This is a genomic window from Methylobacterium segetis, assembly GCF_004348265.1.
Taxonomy (GTDB): domain Bacteria; phylum Pseudomonadota; class Alphaproteobacteria; order Rhizobiales; family Beijerinckiaceae; genus Methylobacterium; species Methylobacterium segetis.
Genome location: NZ_SMNT01000188.1, coordinates 1 through 599, shown reverse-complemented (window position 1 = coordinate 599; position 599 = coordinate 1). Strand labels below are relative to the sequence as shown.

Here is a 599-nt window from a genome sequence, read left to right as displayed (position 1 = left end):
TTTGCGTTTTGTAAAGTTTCGGGTGAAGCGCCCCTTCCCCCAGGACAGCGCGTGACAACGATGGGGCCAGTGATGCTCACCCAAGCATTGCCTAGAAACAGGGTACTGATAACAGCGGCCGGCATGCTGGTCTGCACGATCACCAGCTCCCTTGCGATAGCGCAGCCTCTTCTGGTGCCGGTCAAGCCGAGCGTGGCGGGCAGCATCATTTTGAGTGGGCATTCGACGGCGCCCGTTCAGAGCCTCTTCGAATCCGGGCCACGTTACTCAGCGGCGAATGGACGTCTGCGCGTCGGCGTCGGCAGCGAAGCCCCGAACTGGATGCGGATCGGCGTATTCCAGAACGTCTCTGTACCGGGGCTGAGACCGGCGACCTCCTACGCATACGTCATCTCATCTGACGGCAAGGCCGTTATCCTTGACCCTGACACGCACCGGGTTGTGCGAGTGATCAAGCGGCCATGATCTTCGAGGGGGCGTATCGAGCGGATCGGCACCTTGTGCTGTCGCAGCCTGATTGTGCGGGTCGCTTCGGGACTGTCGCAAAGTTTTCTGACGCGCGATCTCCTCTGGAATTGCGTTCTGCCGAGCCAATCTCT

Annotated in this window: 1 protein-coding gene; it reads left to right on the top strand. The window is 60.3% G+C overall.

What is annotated here, in order from left to right; all coding sequences use genetic code 11:
• The coding region (locus tag E1J50_RS25695) for a hypothetical protein (protein ID WP_207919300.1) at positions 1-465 on the top strand (465 nt) is incomplete at its 5' end.
• Between the last annotated feature and the right edge of the window lie 134 nt (positions 466-599).